Genomic DNA, 15,326 nt, shown 5'->3' with positions numbered 1-15,326 from the left:
TTACCAAATAACCAACAGAACAGCTTTCGGTTGTCTCATCGCGCAACACCGGGCATTTGTATTTCCAGCGGCTCACCATCAGCCGCGGTCCGGAAGGGGTCCGGATCGGTAGAGCCCGCCCCCGAGGGGCCTGGGGCGGGCTTCTTAAACACAACAAAGACTTAGCGTCGAATGCATCTCGCGTGCTTGCTTGCGGCGCGCTGATTTGATTGTCCGGACGCGTCACGCAACGGGTTCAGAGCCGGCACACGCTAAGGCTGATGTCTTCCTATAACCCTAAGCTAAAAGAAACGCGCGGAAGTCATTCACGTTGGTACCGGTCGGCCCCGGCACAAAAAGATCGCCGGCAAGGTTGAAGGCCGACCATGCGTCATGACCCGCCAGGAACGCGCGCGCATCGCCGCCCGCACTTCTGATCCGCGCCACTGTTCCGCCGTCGCAAAACGCGCCGGCATTGTCTTCCGAACCGTCGATGCCGTCGGTATCCGCAGCCATCGCCACGACCCCCTCGAACCCCTGTAGATCGATCGCCGCAGAGAGAAGCAGTTCGGAGTTTCGCCCGCCCTTGCCGTACGTTCCGGCTCCGATACTCACGGTTGTCTCGCCGCCGGAAAGCAGCACGAGCGGCTTGGAAGCGGGAGGCCTTGCCAAAAACTCGCGGGCGAGTGCCGCATGCATCCGGCCGATATCCTTCGCCTCCCCTTCGATCGAATCCGAGAGAATAAGAGGTTGCACGCCCAAAGACCTCGCCCGGTCGGCCGCCGCCTCCAGAGACACCCGCGCCGAGGCAATCACATGAACCTCGTTGTTGGCGAAGACACCGTCGCCGGCGCGTGGCGCTCTGGCATTTCGAATACAATCGATGACGCGCGCCGAAAGATCTATCCGATAGTCCCGGATCACTCGCAGCGCCTCCTCCGCATCGCTGTTGTCCGGAACGGTCGGCCCTGACGCAACAAAGGCCGGATTGTCTCCGGGAACATCGGATACAACAAGGCTGACGACCCTGGCGGGGTGGGCAAGAGTAGCAAGCCGTCCTCCCTTGATGCGGGAGAAATGCTTCCGCACCACGTTCATGCCTGAGATGGGAGCCCCGGAGGCCAGCAGCGCTTCGTTGAGGGCGCTTTCGTCGGCGAGGGTGAAGCCGGTCGGCGGTGCTGGGAGAAGCGCCGAGCCGCCGCCGGATATCAGCGCAATGACCAGATCGTCGGAGGTCAGCCCATGCACGTGGTTTATAAGAGCTTCTGCCGCGACAAGCCCGGCCCTATCTGGAACGGGATGGGCCGCCTGAAGAATTTTGGTCGATTGGCATTCGGCGATCGGCCCATGCCTGGCCACGACGAGGCCCTCAAATGGATGAGACCAGGCCCGCTCAAATGCGGCCGCCATTTGGCTCGCTGCCTTGCCCGCCCCGACGACGATCGTCCTGCCTTTCGGCGGATCCGGCAGATGACGAACCAGTGCCTCGTAGGGGTCCGCGGCCTTGACCGCCTCATGAAACAGGGTTTGCAAAAACGCTCGTGGATCGGAAATCAAACCCTACTCCCATTTTCAAAGTTCGCCGTCCGAATGCCCGGTCTAGCGGACGGTCGCTCTTGCCCTCGGCCGCGTCTCGTTGCGCTCATGAGCAAAAATCGCTGCAGGCAACGGCGGCAGTCCACGGATAAGGTCGGAGCCTCGTTCGCCAACCATGATGGTCGGTGCGTTGGTGTTACACGATGGGACCCGCGGCATGACCGACGAATCGCATACCCGAAGCCCCTCGAGACCATGGACCTTGAGATCGAGACCGACAACAGCTTCCGGTCCCGTTCCCATCTTGCAGGTGCCGACCGGATGATGATCGGTCTTCGCGTTCGCACAGCCATAGTCGAAGAGCTGCTCATCGGTCATGACCTTCGGTCCAGGCAGCCGCTCGGCCAGAACATACGGCTTGAGCGCCGCCTGCTGCATGATCTCGCGAGCAATCTTCAACCCTTCGAGGGACATAACCTTGTCATGTGGGTCGGACCAGTAGTTCGGATCGATCAGCGGCGCAGCGCCCGGATCAGCCGAGGAAAGTCGCACGGTTCCCCGAGAGCGAGGATGAAGATAAGCCGAATTCAGAGTGACACCAGCGTTCTTCAGGCGCTCAACCCCAGCCTCGATCCCGGATCCCAAGCCAAGATGGAACTGGATATCCGGCGACCGCGCATCCGGGTCGGCATACCAGAAGCCGCCGGTCTCAAAGAGAGAGGAGGCGACCGGGCCGGTTCGGAACAGCACATACTGAACGCCCGCCCAGATCGTTCGGTGAAGTTTCGCAACCCCGTCATAGGTGTGGTCGCCCGTGCACTCGGCAATGACGAATAGATCAAGGTGATCCTGAAGGTTGCCACCGACGCCCGGCAGATCGTGGCGGACCTTGACCCCGACCGACTTAAGGTGGTCGGCCGGACCGATCCCCGATTGAAGCAGCAACTTGGGCGACCCAATCGCACCGGACGACACAAGCACCTCGCGTTCGGCACGGACGATCTCGGAGCCGCGCTCCGTCGCGATCTCGACACCGACGGCACGATGGCCCTCGAGGACGATGCGCGCAACTCTTGCGCCTGTCCGGACTACCAGGTTCTTTCGGGCCTTAATCGGAGAAAGATACGCCAACGATGCCGATGATCGGCGGCGGTCCCGCTGCGTCAACTGATAGAAACCGACACCCGCCTGCTGCCGGCCATTGAAGTCATGATTGTAGGGAATGCCGAGTTCCTGCCCGGCCCGGATATAGGCGTCGCAGATCGGCAGCGGAGAGGCAGGCATCGAGACACCGAGCGGGCCGCCGTAGGAATGATAGTCATCGGCGAAGCGCTGATTGTCTTCGGCGCGCTTGAAGTAGGGCAAGATCGAGCGGTAGTCCCAGCCCTCACATCCGTCCTCGCTTGCCCAGAGGTCGTAGTCTGCAGCGTTACCCCGCGTATAAAGCTGGGCATTGATCGATGAGCCGCCGCCGATCACCTTCGCCTGTGTATAGCGAAGCACCCTGCCCTTCATGTGTTTCTGCGGCACGGTCTCCCAGCCCCAGCTCGCAACACCCTTCGTCATTTTCGCAAAGCCCGCAGGCATATGGAACAACGGATTCCAGTCGCCTCCACCCGCCTCAAGCAGCAAGACGTTGACGTTGGGATCTTCGCTGAGGCGATTGGCAAGCACGCATCCCGCAGGGCCGGCGCCGGTAATGATGTAGTCGAAACGCATATTTCTATCCCGTTACAAGCGAGGAATGGACAGGCCGCCATCGGCGTCGATCACGGTGCCGGTGGCAAAACCGAAGTCACCGGATGCCAGCGCCGCACAGATTTTTCCGAGGTCATCCGCCTCGCCCCATCGTTTCATCGGGACGAGGCCGCTGTCGATGAGGGCGTCGTATTTCGACGTCACGCCGGCCGTCATGTCGGTCCGGATGATCCCGGGGCGCACTTCGAAGACGGCAATTCCCGAGTCGGCGAGCCGCAGTGCTAGTCCCTGCGAGAAGGCGGCAAGACCGGCCTTGCTGATGCAATAGTCCAGTCGCTCCGGCGAGCTGGCTTCGGCTGAGACAGACGTGATGTTGATGATCGATCTCGGATGGGGAACGGCACCCGTCACGAGCATTGCCTTCACGACGGCCTGCGTGAAAAACACCGTGCCCTTGAGGTTCGTCGCCATGATCGTGTCGAAATTTTCCGGAAGCAGACTTAGGAAGTCGCCACGGACGACCGCTGCCATGCCGGCGTTGTTGACGAGGCAATCGATACGGCCAAAGTTCGAAAGGACCGCGCGGACCGTTTCATCATGTCTGGAAACGTCCGAGACATCCGCCTGCAGATAGACCGCATCGATCCCGAAGCCGCGAAGCCCGTCGATGACGTCCCTGCTCTCCTCCGCCGCTCCGACACCTGTAATCACGATGTTGTGGCCGCTTTTGGCCAGCGCGCTCGCGATCCCAAGACCGATGCCGCGTCGTCCGCCGGTTACAATTGCGACTGGCCTTTCGACACCTTCCGTCATGCTCGCAGGTCCTTCGAAGCAATGTGGTCGGCGACCCGCAATGCCTGACTGGCGACCGTGAGGGCGGGGTTTACCGCAGCCGAGGTCGGCAGGAAGCTGGCATCCACCACAAAGAGGTTCTGGTGATCGTAGGAACGGCAATAAGGATCTAGCGGCGCGCTGGCGGGGTCATTGCCGATCCTGACGGTACCGCACTGGTGGGAAGGCGTGCGCTTGTCGAACGGCTTCGAGAGGACGATCGGGAAGCCGATCGACTTGAGAACGGCCTTCAGCTTCGAAACCAGTTCGAGATGCGCATCCCAATTTGTCCGCTGCCACTGCAGGACGATACGGTCTCCGTCCACGCGCACGCGACTTTCCGGGTGAGGTATATCCTCGCTCATCGCATAGAAATCGATGGCATGGCCGGTGATGTTTTGGAGCAGCCATTCCGGGGCCCAGGACAGCGAGCCCTTCAACACCTGAGCCGAGATCCTGCCCAGCAACTGAACGTTCCCGAGCGGCGGCCCGCCGTTGCCGTCCGATAGGTAGAAATCGTTGAACCCGAACGTTTTCTGGTAGACCGACGTGTTCCGATAGGTTGGCGACACGGCGATTACCGCTGACGAATTGTGGTTCATGAAATTCCGCCCGACCTGATCGGACGAATTTGCAAGCCCCTTCGGGTGGCGCGCGTCAGCCGAACGCAGCAGCAGGACGGCGGACTGAACGGCACCGGCCGATAGAATGACCAGCTTCGGAGCGACAGCAAGATCCTCGTCGTTCTTGCGGTAGCGGACCCGCTCGATATTCCCGTTTTCTCCTGCCTCGAGCCTCGTCACCTTGGCGTTCGTCTCGAGACGAACGTTCGGAAATTTCAACGCCTTGAGCAGCGCGGCGGTCTCCGCATCCATTTTCCCATCGCGAGAGTTCGGGTGCGCGTCCCAGGGCGTCCTGGCCTTGGCTATCCAGGCGTCGATGTTCACGCCCAACGGCAGCGAAAATGGGTGCAGCCCCTTCGCCTTCAGTCTTGCTCTGACATCGGCAACCGGCGGCTCGTCGGGCACCGGCGGATACTCATAACCGCTTGAGTGGGCGGGCTCTGTGGGGTCATCTCCGAGGTTGCCCCGAACCTCGTACATCCGTTCCGCGCGGCTGTACCACGGCTCAAGCACCTCATAGGGAAATGGCCACGCAGGCGAGACACCTTCCCTATGGCGGATCTCCGTGAAATCCTCGCGGCGATAGCGTGAAAGGACCGCACCGTAGAACTTCGAGTTGCCGCCGACATTGTAGTAGTTGCCTGGATTGAACGCCGTGCCGTCCGCCTCGTACCACATCTCCTTCGGGCGAAAGTGCCCGCGCTGGAAGATGGCCCGCTGGTCGCGGTTCTCCGGGCGATCGGCGATGAAGTCGCCGGCCTCGAGGATCAGGATCTCGGCCCCGGTCGCCGCCAGTCCGGCGGCAACAGTCGACCCACCCACGCCCGAGCCTATGATGACGATATCAGGAGTGCTGTTCATCTCAAAAATCCAGACCGGACTACGCGATGCGCGTCTGGCTTTGCGGATCGAAGAACACGGCCTTATCGAGATTGAACGCAAGGCGGGCATTCTGGCCGGCCTGAATGCGAGCGTCCGCACGCAGGCGCGCGACAACCTCTTTACCACCGAGCTTGGTGACGGCGAACGTGTCCGATCCCGCCGGTTCAACCACTTCGATCAGGCAGTCGCTCTCGGCAAGAGCCTTGGCGTTGCGGTCTGCACCATCCGGGTCGGTCAGCGCCTCCGGGCGGATGCCGAAGACAATCTCCCGGCCCGCATGTGCCTCAAGCGCACCATTGCCCGACGAAACTGGAAGCTTGATCGGTTCTCCATGAGGCCGAGCCAGTGACACGGTCAATCCCGAGGCGGCCTTCTCGATCGTGCCCGACAGAAGGTTCATGGCCGGCGAACCCATGAAGTCGGCGACGAACATGTTTGCCGGGTTGTTGTAGATTTCTGCGGGCGTTCCAAACTGCTGTACTTCGCCATCCCGCATGACCGCGATCTTGGTGGCAAGCGTCATCGCCTCGATCTGGTCATGGGTGACATAGACGATCGTCGTGCCGGTCGCCTGGTGCAGACGCTTGATCTCGATGCGCATGTCGACACGCAGCTTGGCGTCCAGGTTCGAAAGCGGTTCATCGAACAGGAACAGCTTGGGATCCCGCACGAGCGCGCGCCCCATGGCGACGCGCTGCCGCTGGCCGCCCGACAGCTGGCTCGGCTTGCGATTGAGCAGGTGGCCGATCTGCAGCACCTTGGCGACCTTGTCGATGGCCTTGTTGCGCTCTTCCACCGGTACGCCGCGCATCTCCATGCCGAAGGAGATGTTTCCGGCGACCGTCATGTTCGGATAGAGCGCGTAGCTCTGGAACACCATGGCGATATCGCGCTTCGACGGATGCAGGTCGGCGATGCTCCGGCCATCGACGCGGATGTCACCCTCGGTGATCGATTCCAAACCGGCGATCGTGTTTAGCAAGGTCGACTTGCCGCACCCGGACGGACCGACCAGCACGAGGAAGCCACCTTTCTCCAGCTCAACGTTGATGCCCTTGAGGATCTCCAATGAGCCGAAACGCTTCTTGAGACCGGAAATTTCGAGGAAAGCCATTGGATTATCCTTTAACCGCGCCCGCCATCAGGCCACGCACGAAGTAGCGGCCGGCGAGAATGTAGACGAGGAGTGTCGGAAGGGCTGCGATCATCGCCGCCGCCATGTTGACGTTGTATTCGACGACGCCGGTGGAGGTGTTGACGACGTTGTTCAACGCCACCGTCATCGGCATGGAATCGCCCGTTCCCGCATAGGCCGAAGCAAACAGGAAGTCGTTCCAGATGTTGGTGAACTGGTAGATCACAGTGACGACGATGATCGGCAGTGAATTGGGCAGCATGATGCGGCGGAAGATCTGGAAGAAGCTTGCACCGTCCACCTGCGCCGCCTTCACTAACTCGGTCGGAAAGGCCTCATAGTAGTTGCGGAAGAACAGCGTCGTGAAGCCGAGGCCGTAAATCACGTGAACGGTGACGAGATTGACGGTCGGATTGCCAAAGCCCAGCGACATGCCGATTTGGTCGCGCAACGTCGCCCCAAACCGACCGAGGCTGCCGAGAATCGTCGCCATCGGCAGAAGCACCGACTGGAACGGAATGAAGCAGGCAAACAGCATCAACCCGAAGACCAGAGTGTGGCCAGGAAAGCGCCATTTCGTCAGCACATAGCCATTCAGCGCCCCCATGATCGTGGAGATCGCCACCGCCGGAACCACCATCTTGATCGAGTTCCAGAAGTAGCCCTTGATGCCGGCGCAGGTGAGACCGACGCAGGCCTCTCCCCAGGCCTTGAACCAGGGTTCGATGGTCGGCGCCTTCGGCAGCGCCAGCATATTGCCACTTTGGATCTCGTCCATCGTCTTGAACGAGGTCACCAGCATGACGAACAGCGGCATCAGGTAGATGATCGCGAAGATGACCAACAGACCGTAGATGAAGATCCGGCTGAACATTTTGGAGCGTGACGCGCTGGCCGCGCTTGGAAGAGTCGAGGTGACAGCGCTCATCGCGATTTCTCCCGCAGTTCCGAATAGAGATAGGGAACGATGATTGCCGAGATCGTCATCAACATGATCACGGCGCTGGCTGAACCAACCGCCATCTCGTTCCGCTTGAAGGTGTATTCGTACATGAAGTTGGATGGCAGCCAGGCCGAGCCACCGGGGCCGCCTGAGGTCAGCGCCACGACAAGGTCATAGGACTTGATCGCCATGTGGGCGAGCACGATGAAGGCCGAGAGGAAGATCGGCCGCAGCAATGGAATAATGATGCGCCGATAGAGCTGTACCGTCGTTGCGCCGTCGATCTGTGCCGCCTTCATGATCTCGCTATCGATGCCGCGGAGGCCAGCGAGGAACATCGCCATGACGAAACCGGAGGCCTGCCAAACGCCGGCGATCACCACGGTATAGATCACGAAATCCTTGTTCTTGATCCAGTCGAAGTGGAAGCTCGTCCAGCCGAACTGATGAAGTGTCTGCTCCAGGCCGAGACCCGGATCGAGGAACCATTTCCAGGCAACGCCTGTCACGATGAACGACAGCGCCATCGGATAGAGGAAGATGGGCCGCAATATGCCCTCGCCTCGAATTTTCTGATCCAGCAGGATCGCCAGAAACAGGCCGAGCGCCAGGCAGATGCCGATGTAGAGGAAACCGAAAATGCCCATGTTGGTGATCGAGGTGTACCAGCTGGAGGGCGGATCGCTTTCAAACGTCCAGCGCCAGAGCCGTTGATAGGCGCGCGGCCCGGTTAGTGCGTAGGATGGGAAGGTCTTGGAATTGGTGAAGGACAGATAGACCGTCCAGATGATGAAGCCGTAGACGAAAACAAGCGTGATTGCGAAACTCGGCGCGAGCACGATCTTCGGCAGCGCGTCCTGCAGGCGCGCGCGGATTGAAATGGGCGTTCCACGATGCGAGGTGAGAACGGTTTTATCTGTAGCGATGGTGCTCATGGGGTGTCATCTCCTCCGACGATGTCGTCCGTTGCGGAATCTTCCCCGCCACGAAGGCGGGGAAGACCGCGGGAGGCCTTAGTTACTTGGCGTCTTCAATTGCCTTGACGAGTTCTTCGACCGCCTGATCGGAGGTCTTGATCTGGCCATGCACGAACTTGGAGACGACGTCCTTATAGGCGTTGGCAACTGCCGGAGGAGCGCCGTAGCCCTGTGCCAGCGAGCCGAACAGCGTGCCGCCTTCGTTGGCAGCCTTCAGGTCGGCGATACCCTTCTTGCCGCAAGCGTCAAAGTCGGTATCAGGAACGTCTGTACGGGCCGGAACCGAGCCCTTGACGACGTTGAATGCAGACTGGAAGCTCTTGGAGAGCGTCGCCGTTGCAAGCGCAACCTGAGCCGCCTTGCGATCATCCGGCACGTTGAACATGCCGAACATGTCGGAGTTGTAGATCACGCTGCCGTCAGTGCCCGGGAAGCGGTAGCAGAGGAAGTCCGTGTTCGGGGTCTTCTTGGCTGCTACGAATTCGCCCTTTGCCCAGTCGCCCATGACCTGAACGAGTGCATCGCCCTTGATGACCATGGCGGTTGCGAGGTTCCAGTCACGTCCGGAGAAGTTCGGGTCGACGTACTGGACGATCTTCTGCAGATTGTCGAACGACTTCTTCATCGTGTCCGACTTCAGCGACTCCTCGTCGAGGTCGTTCATAGCCTTCTTGTAAAACTCGGGGCCGCCAGTCGACAGCACAATCGAGTCGAACATTGTGGCTTCCTGCCAGTTCTGCCCACCCAGCGCCAGCGGAGTGACACCAGCTGCCTTGGCCTTGTCGAGCAAAGCGATCAGGTCGTCGAAGGTCTTCGGCTCGGTGCCGCCGATCTTTTCCATGACGGCCTTGTTGATCCACAGCCAATTGACCGAGTGAACGTTAACAGGGGCAGCAACCCACTTGCCGTCGTAGACGGAGAACTTCTGCAGCGCTGCCGGAACGGACTTGTCCCAGCCTTCCTTCTTTGCCGTCTCCGTTAGGTCGCCCATGACGCCAGCCTGCGCATAGTCGAGAACGGTGTAGCCGAGCATCTGCGAAGCCGTCGGATAGGTGCCCGCAGCAACCATGGCCTTGAGCGCGGTCATTGCCGCATCACCACCACCGCCGGCGACCGGCACGTCTTTCCAGGCAAATCCTTCCTTGGACAGATCTTCCTTGAGGACGTTGAGGGCCGCAGCTTCGCCGCCCGACGTCCACCAATGCAGCATCTGTACTTCCTTCACGTCAGCAGCCTTGGCAGCACCAAGGCCGGCAACGGTCATCGTCACCAATGCAGTCGTCATCAAAAACTTGCGCATCGTTTTCCTCCCGGATTGCAAGTTTACAAAAGCGGAATATCCGCGTTCAAAAGCCCGCGCACACTCCCCGCACGAAGGCTTTGGTTACCACGGCGCGAACGCCGCGTAAGTTATTTAAAACGTTATAAACTTGACCAAGTCAAGTCACCCGCGTTACCTTTCCACGTCAGCACAACGGCACGTTAACACCTGTTTTTACTTCATTTTTAGAAGTAGCTAGAAGACGAACCGAATAGACGCCGAAATTTAAAACGTTTCCAGTCCAGCATTGCATCGGCTTCGCCGTCGCGTTAGTGTCCCGCCATTCGAGCCCTTTGGAGGAATGCCGAGCGTGCCTCGCGTCGCAATGCCGCCCACGACCACATCGACCCGCAGGAGCGGCAAGCCGACGCTGCGCACCATCGCCGATATGGCTGGCCTTGCCGTAACCACGGTATCGCGGGCGTTGTCCGACGACCCGGTGATCAATCACGAAACCCGCAAGCGCGTCCGCGAGATCGCGATTGAGGTCGGGTACTCCCCTGATCGCGCCGCCCAGCGCCTGAAGACCGGCCGGACGAATGTCATCGCCATCCTGCTGGAACCGCACGAGGAAATCCTCGGCTACGGCACTTCCATCATGTCCGGCATCGCCAATGCCCTGCAAGGAACCGCCTATCACCTGATCGTCATGCCGAACCTGCCGCACACCACCAACATCGATGCGGTCAACTACATCATGCGCAACCACATGGCCGATGGCCTGGTGCTGTCGCGCACCGAGCCTTTCGACCCGCGCGTGCGATTGCTGATGGAGCACGATTTTCCGTTCGTCACCCATGGCCGCACGGAACTGTCGACCCCGCACGCCTACGTCGACTATGACAACTTCACCTTCTCCTACGAGGCAACCAAACGCCTGATCGCCAAGGGGCGCCGCAAACCGGCGCTGATCAGCGGACCGATGCAATTCAGCTTCGGCAGTCACATCCTGCACGGCTTCATGACGGCGGTGCGTGAAGCCGGCTGCGCCTATGAGGTCATCTCCGATATAGACCTCGACCATCCGGCTGGCGCGATTCGCGATCGCATCGCGCGACGTCATCGCGAACCCGATCCGCCCGACGCCTTCACCTGCGGTGGCGAAGTGTGCGCACTTGCCACCATCACCGGCATGAGCGACTGCGGACGCACCCTTGGCGTCGAATACGACATTGTCGCCAAGCAGACCTCGCAGCTCCTTTCCGCCATCCAACCGAAGGTCGAGACCATCTATGAGGACCTGACGGCCACCGGCGAGCAGATCGGCCGCATCCTCAAGGAACGGATCGGCGGCGAGACGGACATGGATCAGTTGCAGGTCCTGCTGACGCCGCAGCCGCCGCTCTCTGGAAACGGCGGACCGTAATCGTCCGCACGATCGACCAGCAGGTGCGGGCATGAGGAAGCAAGAGGCATGCGAGTGCCAAAGCGCGAACGTCGTGCGATCTACGAATGTCGATCCAGCCATATTGCCCTCCTTTCTCTCGGTTGCGTTTCGCTCTGTAACCTTAGCGCGGCATCCACCAGCCGGTGCGTCCGCCGATATGCATGTTGAGCGTCTTGGTCTCGGTATAATCCTCCACTGCGTGACGACCGAGTTCACGCCCGAGGCCGGATTGTTTGTAACCACCGAACGGCAACTCGGACGCCCCGTCCATGAAGGTATTCATCCAGATTGTCCCCGCTCTCACCTTGCGCCCGACGGTCAGGCAGGTATCGAAATCGCGGCTCCAGACGCCGGCCGAAAGCCCGTAGTCGATCGCGTTTGCGATCTCGATCGCCTCCGCTCTGGTTTCGAACGTGAGCACGGAGAGCACAGGGCCGAAGACCTCTTCACGCGCAACCGCCATATCAGGCGTCACAGCTTCGAGGATGGTCGGCGCCATGTATTGCCCCATGCCCAGGTCGAGCTTTTCGCCGCCATGTGCAACTTGCGCGCCGCCGCTGGTCGCACCGGCAACGTAGCCTGCGATCTTCTCCAGATGCTGCGGCGTGATGATAGCACCAACTTGCGTGGTTGGATCGAGCGGATCGCCGACCTTGACGTCCTTAGAGAGCTCCGCGACACGCTTGACCACGTCGGAAGCGATACTCTTGTGCAGGATCAGGCGGGACCCTGCATTGCAGCATTCGCCGGCATTGAAGTAGGCACCGAAGACTGCGGCGTCGATAAATGCGTCGAGGTCCGCATCGGGAAACACGATCTGCGGGTTTTTGCCGCCGAGTTCCAGCGAGACCTTCTTCAGCGTTTGCGCCGCGTTCGTCATCGTCAGCTTGCCGACACCGGTGGAGCCCGTAAACGACACCATGTCGACCTCTGGATGGGAGGTCAGGACGGCCCCGACCTCCGGTCCCGTACCGGTGACAATGTTCACGGCACCGTCCGGAACGCCCGCTTCCTGCAAGATTTCGCCAAGGACGAGGGTCGATCCCGAAGTGAGCTCCGACGGCTTTACGACCGTGGTGCATCCAGCGGCAAGGGCAAAGGGCAGCTTCTGGCCGACGATCAGGAACGGGAAATTCCAGGGCGTAATAATCGACACCACGCCGATCGCCTCGCGCAGGACGACCCCCAGCGTACCGTCTCCAAGCGTGTTGTAGCTTTCACCGTGCAGATCGCGGGCAAGGGCCGCTGCATATCGCCAGATATCGACGGAGCCGGCTATTTCGCCACGCACTTGCGAAATCGGCTTGCCTGCCTCGATCGCGTCCAGGAAAGCCAGTTCTTCCGCACGAGCCGCGATCAGGTCAGCGGCCTTGAGCAAAATCGCCGACCGTTCGGATGCGGTCATCCGCGGCCACGGACCGTGATCAAAGGCTTTACGGGCAGCAAGGATCGCACGTTCGGCATCTGCCTTGCTGCCGGTCGGAAAGCGGCTCACAACGACGCCATGGCTCGGAGCAACGCGCTCGATCGGTTGGGCGGATCCGGCCTCCCACTTGCCGTCGACCAGCATCCTGAAGTCGCGGGTCTTGTGGTCGCTAAGCGCTCTTGGATTAACCAGAACCGTCATTACCATTCTCCCTTGAATTTAGCCGGGCGTTTCTCGCTGAAAGATGCGACGCCCTCTCTGAGATCAGCAGTTTTAGCGACGAGGATCGACCCGAGCGCTTCGACGGCGGTGCCGTTGTCCTCGCCATTGGCCGATGCGATCATCAGCTTCACGATCTCCAGCGCCGCCGGGCCTCTCGACGCGATCCGTTGCGCATATTCCTTCGCGGCCTCCACCGCGTTTCCACTCGACGTGACGGCATCGACGATGCCGAGCACCCGAGCCTCGTCGGCGGTGAAGATCTCGCCACCCAGTGCCATGCGCCGCACCACCTGCGCACCAAAACGCTTCACAAGACGCTGCGTGCCGGACCAACCTGGCACCATGCCCAGACCGGTCTCCGGTAGTCCGATCTTGATGTGCTCTTCGGCGATGCGAATGTCCGCCACACCGGCAAGCTCCAGCCCGCCACCGAGAGCGTGGCCGTTCAGGGCGGCAATCAGCGGCACCCTCAGTGTTGCAAGCCTTTCGAAAACGCGATGGCCATGGCGGACCCAGGCATGGCCGAACTCCTCCGGCCGCATTCCACCCCACGCCTTGATATCACCGCCAGCCGAGAAGCCCTTGCCCTCACCCGTCAGGATCGCAGCGCGCACGTCGGCGTTTGCCTCGACTTCATCGGCCGCATCCGCCAACGCCTTCAGCATGTCCAGATCAAGCGCGTTCAGCTTCTCCGGCCGCGATACCGTCATGATCGCGATGTGATCCTCGACCTGAACTCTGACCGTGCCGCTAGCCATGGAAGACACCCTCGAGCACGCGGGCGCCCTTCTCCGGCAGAGACAGACCGATGTTCGCTTCGGCGAAGAGCTTCGCATCCATGACCTTGAGGTCCTTTGCCACGATGAGCGGGAACTCGGACTGATCGAGGATGTGGGTCTGCAGGTCGACGCCAGGTGCGATTTCCGTCAGGACAACACCTTCCGGAGTCAGCTTCATCACGCACCGCTCGGTGACATAAGTGATGTCCTGCCCCTGCTCGATCGCCCGCTTGCCGGAGAAGGTGACATGCTCGACCTCGTTGACGAGCTTCTTCAGCTTGCCTTCCTTCTCGATGACCAGCTTGCCGTCAGCGATCGCAAGCTTCGCACCCGCGTTGAACATGCCGGAGAACACGATCTTCTTCGCCCGCGCCGTGATATCGACGAAGCCGCCTGCCCCGGCCGTGACGTGCGGTCGGAACGAAAGTTTCGAAACGTTGACAGAGCCGTCCCTGCCGATTTCGAGGAAAGACAGGAGCGAAGCATCGAAGCCGGCACCCTGGAAGTAGGTGAATTGGTATGGCGACGGCATATAGGCATCAGCGTTGGAGGCGCAGCCGAACGCAAAATCCAACAACGGAACACCACCGACGGCGCCCTGTTCGATCACCCAGGTGACCGAGCCGTGCAGCCCTTCCTCAAGCAGGATGCGCGGCACGTTGGCGGAAATACCGAATCCGAGGTTGACGCAGCTACCGGCCTCAAGCTCCTGAGCCACGCGGCGGGCAATGACCTTCTGGATATTGAATTCCGGAACGCGGAAGGTATCGAGCGGCCGGAAAATTTCGCCTGAAATGGCCGGATCGTAAAGCGTCTGCGTGGTTTGCTTCTGGTCCGGATCGACGATGACATAATCAACCAACATGCCAGGCACACGCACGTCATGCGGCTTCAGCGAACCTTCCTTGGTGATGCGCTTGACCTGGGCGATCACGATGCCGCCATTGTTGCGGGCAGCAAGCGCCTGATCCAGGCCGCCGAGATAGGCACCCTCGTGCTCATAGGTAAGATTGCCACGCTCGTCGGCCGTCGTTGCACGAATGATAGCGATCTGCGGCACGATCGACGGGAAGAACAGCCAATCCTCTCCTTCGAACACGACGCGCTTGACCACCGGCTCCTCCGCAGCCAGGTCGTTCATCGCGCAGCCCTGTCTTCTCGGATCGACGAAGGTGTCGATACCGACCTTCGTCAGGACCCCAGGGCGCTTGGCAGCGGCTTCTCGATGAATATCGAACATGATGCCCGACGGGATGTTGTAGGCCGGAATCTCGTTGTTGGTGATCATCTGCCAGATCAGCGGCGGCTCCGCGCTGGATGGGCCCGATGGATAGGAACCACCGAGGATCTTTTTCAGCAGTCCCTTCTTGGCGATATAGTCGACACCCTTGATGCCGCTCATGTCACCTGCTGCGATCGGGTGTAGCGTCGTGAGATCGCGGGGGTGGCCGGTGCTGTCGAAACGCTCGCCAATCGCCTTCAGCATCAGGTCGGGGCAACCGAGGCCGCTCGATGACGACACGGATACGACGGCTCCGTCGGGGATCAGTGCGGCAGCTTCGGCCGGCGTGATGTGCTTGCTCATCG

12 protein-coding genes are annotated in these 15,326 nt (G+C 60.6%); 1 reads left to right on the top strand and 11 read right to left on the bottom strand.

Translation table 11 applies throughout. The features are described 5' to 3' along the window. Window positions 1-276: 276 nt before the first annotated feature. The 8 genes from FHX16_RS10920 to FHX16_RS10885 all read right to left on the bottom strand — a co-directional run bounded on the left by FHX16_RS10920 (window position 277) and on the right by FHX16_RS10885 (window position 9,904). Window positions 277-1,536 (bottom strand): glycerate kinase, encoded by a 1,260-nt coding sequence (locus tag FHX16_RS10920; protein ID WP_259127958.1) that lies wholly within the window; start codon window positions 1,534-1,536, stop codon window positions 277-279. 42 nt (window positions 1,537-1,578) lie between these two features. Further along, the gene (locus FHX16_RS10915) at window positions 1,579-3,234 is read right to left on the bottom strand and encodes a GMC family oxidoreductase (protein ID WP_183862967.1); all 1,656 of its coding nucleotides are present in this window, start codon (window positions 3,232-3,234) and stop codon (window positions 1,579-1,581) included. A 12-nt stretch (window positions 3,235-3,246) separates the two neighbouring features. Beyond that, complete coding sequence (locus tag FHX16_RS10910; RefSeq protein ID WP_183862969.1) at window positions 3,247-4,026, bottom strand: 3-ketoacyl-ACP reductase; 780 nt, start codon at window positions 4,024-4,026, stop codon at window positions 3,247-3,249. After that, a complete protein-coding gene (locus FHX16_RS10905; RefSeq protein WP_183862971.1) occupies window positions 4,023-5,528 on the bottom strand; it encodes a GMC oxidoreductase in 1,506 nt (501 codons plus the stop codon). The genes FHX16_RS10910 and FHX16_RS10905 overlap by 4 nt, the downstream gene beginning before the upstream one ends. A 19-nt stretch (window positions 5,529-5,547) precedes the next feature. Continuing rightward, entirely contained in the window at window positions 5,548-6,663 is a 1,116-nt protein-coding gene (locus tag FHX16_RS10900) for an ABC transporter ATP-binding protein (RefSeq protein ID WP_183756224.1), read from the bottom strand. Between the two features lie 4 nt (window positions 6,664-6,667). Then, complete coding sequence (locus FHX16_RS10895; protein WP_016554384.1) at window positions 6,668-7,612, bottom strand: carbohydrate ABC transporter permease; 945 nt, start codon at window positions 7,610-7,612, stop codon at window positions 6,668-6,670. Beyond that, complete coding sequence (locus tag FHX16_RS10890; RefSeq protein WP_016554385.1) at window positions 7,609-8,562, bottom strand: carbohydrate ABC transporter permease; 954 nt, start codon at window positions 8,560-8,562, stop codon at window positions 7,609-7,611. Before FHX16_RS10890 ends, FHX16_RS10895 begins: the two co-directional genes overlap by 4 nt. Window positions 8,563-8,644: 82 nt before the next feature. Next, window positions 8,645-9,904, bottom strand: a complete 1,260-nt coding sequence (locus FHX16_RS10885) for an ABC transporter substrate-binding protein (RefSeq protein ID WP_016554386.1) — start codon at window positions 9,902-9,904, stop codon at window positions 8,645-8,647. 322 nt (window positions 9,905-10,226) lie between these two features. Here FHX16_RS10885 and FHX16_RS10880 point away from each other — a divergent pair, with 322 nt between their 5' ends. After that, window positions 10,227-11,291: a LacI family transcriptional regulator gene (locus FHX16_RS10880; protein WP_246712627.1), complete on the top strand. Its 1,065-nt coding sequence runs from the start codon at window positions 10,227-10,229 to the stop codon at window positions 11,289-11,291. Between the two features lie 142 nt (window positions 11,292-11,433). Here FHX16_RS10880 and FHX16_RS10875 read toward each other — a convergent pair whose 3' ends face one another. The 3 genes from FHX16_RS10875 to FHX16_RS10865 are packed head-to-tail and all read right to left on the bottom strand — an operon-like array spanning window position 11,434 to window position 15,324. Beyond that, on the bottom strand, window positions 11,434-12,939 hold the full coding sequence (locus tag FHX16_RS10875; RefSeq protein ID WP_183862973.1) for an aldehyde dehydrogenase family protein: 1,506 nt from the start codon (window positions 12,937-12,939) through the stop codon (window positions 11,434-11,436). Next, on the bottom strand, window positions 12,939-13,718 hold the full coding sequence (locus FHX16_RS10870; RefSeq protein ID WP_183862975.1) for an enoyl-CoA hydratase/isomerase family protein: 780 nt from the start codon (window positions 13,716-13,718) through the stop codon (window positions 12,939-12,941). The genes FHX16_RS10875 and FHX16_RS10870 overlap by 1 nt, the downstream gene beginning before the upstream one ends. Further along, window positions 13,711-15,324: an acyl CoA:acetate/3-ketoacid CoA transferase gene (locus FHX16_RS10865; protein WP_259127931.1), complete on the bottom strand. Its 1,614-nt coding sequence runs from the start codon at window positions 15,322-15,324 to the stop codon at window positions 13,711-13,713. The genes FHX16_RS10870 and FHX16_RS10865 overlap by 8 nt, the downstream gene beginning before the upstream one ends. Between the last annotated feature and the right edge of the window lie 2 nt (window positions 15,325-15,326).

Origin of the sequence: Rhizobium sp. BK661, from assembly GCF_024808825.1 — a bacterium.
Classification (GTDB): Bacteria; Pseudomonadota; Alphaproteobacteria; order Rhizobiales; family Rhizobiaceae; genus Rhizobium.
This window is presented reverse-complemented; position numbering and strand designations above follow the sequence as displayed.

Coding starts and splice junctions, on each gene's coding strand:
- FHX16_RS10865 (WP_259127931.1), bottom strand. CDS start 15,324: ATGAGCAAGCACATCACGCCGGCCGAAGCTGCCGCACTGATCCCCGAC.
- FHX16_RS10875 (WP_183862973.1), bottom strand. CDS start 12,939: ATGACGGTTCTGGTTAATCCAAGAGCGCTTAGCGACCACAAGACCCGC.
- FHX16_RS10880 (WP_246712627.1), top strand. CDS start 10,227: ATGCCGAGCGTGCCTCGCGTCGCAATGCCGCCCACGACCACATCGACC.
- FHX16_RS10870 (WP_183862975.1), bottom strand. CDS start 13,718: ATGGCTAGCGGCACGGTCAGAGTTCAGGTCGAGGATCACATCGCGATC.
- FHX16_RS10890 (WP_016554385.1), bottom strand. CDS start 8,562: ATGAGCACCATCGCTACAGATAAAACCGTTCTCACCTCGCATCGTGGA.
- FHX16_RS10885 (WP_016554386.1), bottom strand. CDS start 9,904: ATGCGCAAGTTTTTGATGACGACTGCATTGGTGACGATGACCGTTGCC.
- FHX16_RS10905 (WP_183862971.1), bottom strand. CDS start 5,528: ATGAACAGCACTCCTGATATCGTCATCATAGGCTCGGGCGTGGGTGGG.
- FHX16_RS10895 (WP_016554384.1), bottom strand. CDS start 7,612: ATGAGCGCTGTCACCTCGACTCTTCCAAGCGCGGCCAGCGCGTCACGC.
- FHX16_RS10915 (WP_183862967.1), bottom strand. CDS start 3,234: ATGCGTTTCGACTACATCATTACCGGCGCCGGCCCTGCGGGATGCGTG.
- FHX16_RS10910 (WP_183862969.1), bottom strand. CDS start 4,026: ATGACGGAAGGTGTCGAAAGGCCAGTCGCAATTGTAACCGGCGGACGA.
- FHX16_RS10900 (WP_183756224.1), bottom strand. CDS start 6,663: ATGGCTTTCCTCGAAATTTCCGGTCTCAAGAAGCGTTTCGGCTCATTG.